This window comes from Actinopolyspora mzabensis, assembly GCF_900101095.1.
Taxonomy (GTDB): Bacteria; Actinomycetota; Actinomycetes; order Mycobacteriales; family Pseudonocardiaceae; genus Actinopolyspora; species Actinopolyspora mzabensis.
On the sequence record NZ_FNFM01000022.1, the window covers coordinates 1 to 4,537 of the forward strand.

Sequence of the window (4,537 nt, forward strand, 5' to 3'; positions counted from 1 at the left end):
TGCTTCTTGTGGGCGGGTGGTGTGGGTGTTTCCGGGTCAGGGTGGTCAGTTTCCGGGGATGTGTCGTTCGTTGTTGGGGGACGAGGTTTTCCGGGCGGCGTTGGTTGAGTGTGATGGGGCGTTGCGTCCGTATACGGGGTTTTCGGTGGTGGAGCTGCTGGAGGCTGATGAGGAGTCGCAGCGGGAGCAGCTTGAGCGGGTGACGGTGGTGCAGCCGGTGTTGTTCGCGGTGGGGGTGGCGCTTTCGCGGGTGTGGGGTTGTTGGGGTGTGTCACCGGATGCGGTGGTGGGTCATTCTCAGGGTGAGGTGGCCGCTGCGGTGGCGGCGGGTGTGTTGAGTGTGGCTGAGGGTGCTCGGGTTGTGGGGGTGCGGTCTCGGCTGGTGGCTGGTCTGGCTGGTGATGGGGGGATGGGCAGTGTGGCGCTGCCGGTGGCCCAGGTGCGGCGGCGGCTGGCTGAGTGGGGTGGTGCGTTGTCGGTGGCGGTGGTCAATACCGCCGAGTCGACGGTGGTGGCGGGGGACCGGCAGGAGTTGGAGGAGTTCCTCGCCGTGTTGGAGGGCGAGGGTGTGTCCTGTCGGCGGATCAAGGTGGATTACGCGTCGCATTCGCCGCAGGTGGATCCGGTGTTGGGGGAGATCCGGTCGGAGTTGGCCGATCTCGCACCGACAACGGGGGATGTGCCGGTGGTGTCGACGGTGCGGGGGGCTCGGGTCGACGGCAGTGAGCTCGACGGCGACTACTGGGCGGACAATCTCCGCCAGCCGGTGCGGCTGGACCTGGCGTTGGAGGATCTCGCGCCGGGTGAGGACACGGTGTTCCTCGAGTTGGGTGCGCATCCGTTGTTGGTGGGCCCGCTCGGTGGTGCCGGGCATGTGGCGGTGGGCTCGTTGCATCGGGACGAGGACGGTGCCTCGCGGTTGCGGCAGGCCGCGGCCGAGTTGTTCGCCCATGGCATCCCGATCGACTGGGACACGGTCTACGCGGGCACCAACACACAGACCGTGGACCTACCCACCTACGCCTTCCAACACCAGCACTACTGGCTCGACGTCACTCCCTCCGCTCCGAACGGCGCGTCCAACGGCACCGGTGTCGTGGAAGAACCGCTGTGGGAGGCCGTCCGAGCACACGAAGTCGACACCGTGGCCGACATGTTGGAGATCCCGGAGCAGCGCCACGAGGATCTCGCGGCGCTCCTGCCGCATCTCGCGCGATGGCGGACCCGACGTGCCGCCGGAGCCGAGCTCGCGAACTGGCTCTACGAGGAGCAGTGGATTTCGGTGCCGAGTCACGGTGACGTTATTCGTCCGAGTGGCACCTGGCTGCTGCTGAGTGAACAACCAGGAGCGCAGCGTGCCGAGTCCATCGCTGCCGCCGTCGAAGCAGCCGGTGCCGAGGTGCTACGACTCGAGCTGGCCGACGATCCGGACGAGGCCGCCACACGGTTGGCCTCGGCCGCGGCGGACACGCCCCTGTCCGGCGTCCTGCTGGTTGCCGGTGCGGAATCCGACGCGCCCTCGGAACCGTCCCTCGAATCCGACCCTCAGCTGACGTCGCGACTGACGCGGTGGGTCGTGCGGCTCCGCTCGATCGTCCGAACCCTCCGGGAAGTGAGCGGCGACGCGCCGCTGTGGTTGTTGACCACGGGAGCGGTGGGCACGGCGTCCGAGACTCCCGAGGGCGAGCTCCACGACCCGAGCCGGTCCGCACTGTGGGGACTCGGGCGGGTAGTCGGCCTCGAACACCCCGACCTGCTCGGCGGTCTCGTGGATCTACCGGCCGGTCCGCTCGACCGATCGACCACCGATGCCCTGATCACGGCCATCACCGCTGACGACGCGGAGGACCAGCTCGCACTGCGGCCTGACCGGGACGGCTCCGCGCAGCGGCTCGTGCGGCGTGTCGTTCGCGCTCGTCCCGAGGTCGAGGTGGCTGACAGCGGGTTCGCTCTGGCGGGCACGGTGTTGGTGACCGGGGGTACCGGTGGGTTGGGTGCCCGTACGGCGCGGTGGTTGGCGGAGTGTGCTCGGGAGCAGTTGCATCTGGTGCTGACTTCGCGTAGCGGTGCGGCGGCGCCGGGCGCCGCCGCGTTGCGGGAGGAGTTGGAGAGTCTCGGGGCGAGGGTGACCCTCGCGTCCTGTGACGTGGCCGAGCGCACCGAACTCGAACGTCTGCTGAGCGGTCTCGACGAGCCGGTTCGCGCCGTGTTCCACGCTGCGGGCGCCACGGAACCACGTCCGCTGGCTTCCCACGACGCCGTGTACGTCGAGCGGGAGCTCTCGGCGAAGGTCGCCGGAGCCGCGAACCTCCACGCCCTTCTCGACCCCGAGCCGTTGGAGGCGTTCGTGCTCTACGGCAGTCTGGCCGGGTTCTGGGGTTCCGGGGAACAGGGCGCCTACGCGGCGGCCAACGCGTTCCTCGACGGTCTCACGCGTCGACGCCGCGCCCGGGGTGTGCCCGCCACCATCGTCCACTGGGGCTCCTGGGGAGAAGGCGGCATGGTCTCGGCGGAGACGGATGCCCAGCTGCGTCGCCGGGGCATCCCGCCCATGGCGCCGGAGGTGGCCATCCGTGGCCTCGAACTCGCACTGCGCGACGGCCGACCCGCGCTCGCGGTGGCCGACGTCGAATGGTCGAGTTTCACGGCGAGCTACGCCGCCGGCCGTCCGAGGCCGTTGCTGCACGGCGTCGACGAAGCCAGACGCGCTCTCGAAGGTGAGACGCACCAGGACGAGGACCACGACCGAGCGGCGACACGGCTCGGTGAACGACTCCGAGCTGTGCCGGTCGACAAGCGCGAGGAAACGGTCCTCGAAGCGGTTCGTGCGGAGATCGCCGCCGTGTTCGGCATGTCCGAGGCAGCAGCGGTGCCGTCCGACCGTCCCCTCCGGGATTCGGGGCTCGACTCGATGATGGCTGTGCAGATGCGCAATCGACTGGCGGTGTTGTGCGGCACGAAGCTCCCACCGAGCCTGCTGTTCGATTACCCGACACCCGAGGACCTCGCCGCGTATCTCACCCACCTGCTGCGAGACGAGGTCGACGACCTCACCGGCCTGGAGAGCGTGTTGGAACGACTCGAGCACCTGCCCGACGAGACACTGCGACAACCGCGGTTCAGCCGGCGCATCGCGGCCCTCACGCGACGTCTCGAATCGCACGAGACCACGGCGGAGCCGCGGTCCGACAGCGAGATCCGCACGAGTGTGGCGGATGTGTCCGACGACGATCTCCTGACGTTCATCGATCAGGAGATCGAGGACCTGTAACCCGCACCTTTCCACCGTCCCCCTACCGCCCGACGATTGTTAGGTCATGGCTGAAGAATCCGACCTCCGCGCCTACCTGCGTCGCGTCACCGCGGCCCTCCAGCGGGAGAAGAGCCGCTCGGAAGAGCTCCAGCGCCGCATCGACGAGCCGATCGCGGTGGTGTCGATGGCGGGGCGTTATCCGGGTGGGGTGGATTCTCCGGAGGGGCTGTGGCAGCTCCTGGCCGACGGTGGTGATGCGGTGTCGGGTTTTCCGGATCGTCCCGGTTGGGATGTGGCGGGGTTGTTCGATCCGGATCCGGATGTGGTGGGGGCGACGTATGCGCGTGGGGGTGGTTTCGTTCATGATGCGGGGTTGTTCGATGCGGGGTTTTTCGGGGTGAGTCCGCGGGAGGCGGAGCGGTTGGATCCGCAGCAGCGGTTGCTGTTGGAGACCTCCTGGGAGCTGCTCGAGCGCGCCGCGGTGTCGCCGGAATCGGTGGATCGGAGCGCGACCGGCGTGTACGTCGGTATCCAACACAGCGATTACGCGCACCACCACCTGACCAGGCTCGCCTCCCTGGACGGGCACATCGCCACCGGCATGCTCGGCAGCACCGCGTCCGGTCGGTTGGCTTACACGTTGGGGTTGCGGGGTCCGGCGGTGTCGGTGGACACGGCGTGCAGTTCCTCGCTGGTGAGTATTCATCAGGCGATGCAGGGATTACGGCGTGGTGAGTGCGACCTCGCGCTGGCGGGCGGGGTCACCGTGATGGCGACCCCCTGGGCCATGGTCGAGTTCAGCCGCCAGAAGCTCACCTCCCCCGAAGGAAGGTGCAAGTCGTTCTCCGAGAGTGCCGACGGCGTGGGCTGGTCGGAGGGCTGCGGCATGTTGTTGTTGGAGCGGCTCTCGGATGCGCGGGCCAACGGGCGCGATGTCCTCGCGGTGTTGCGGTCGAGCGCGTTGAATCAGGATGGTCGGAGTCAGGGACTCGCCGCGCCGAACGGTCCGGCGCAGGAGCGGGTGATTCGTTCGGCGCTCGATGCGGGTGGGCTCGGTCCGGAAGACGTGGACGCGGTGGAGGCGCATGGCACCGGTACCGCGTTGGGGGATCCGATGGAGGCCCATGCGTTGTTGTCGACGTATGGGAAGGATCGTTCGGATCAGGATCCGTTGTATCTGGGTTCGGTGAAGTCGAATCTGGGGCATCCGCAGGCCGCGGCGGGTGTCGCTGGGGTGATGAAGATGGTGCTCGCGCTGCGGCATGGTGAGTTGCCGCGCTCGTT

Annotated in this window: 2 protein-coding genes; both read left to right on the forward strand. The window is 68.3% G+C overall.

Going from position 1 to position 4,537, the window contains the following annotated elements; translation table 11 throughout:
* Positions 1–25: 25 nt before the first annotated feature.
* On the forward strand, positions 26–3,271 hold the full coding sequence (locus BLR41_RS22265; RefSeq protein WP_176798104.1) for a type I polyketide synthase: 3,246 nt from the start codon (positions 26–28) through the stop codon (positions 3,269–3,271).
* Positions 3,272–3,317: 46 nt separating this feature from the next.
* On the forward strand, positions 3,318–4,537 hold a 1,220-nt coding region (locus BLR41_RS22270), incomplete at its 3' end, for a beta-ketoacyl synthase N-terminal-like domain-containing protein (protein WP_143013169.1).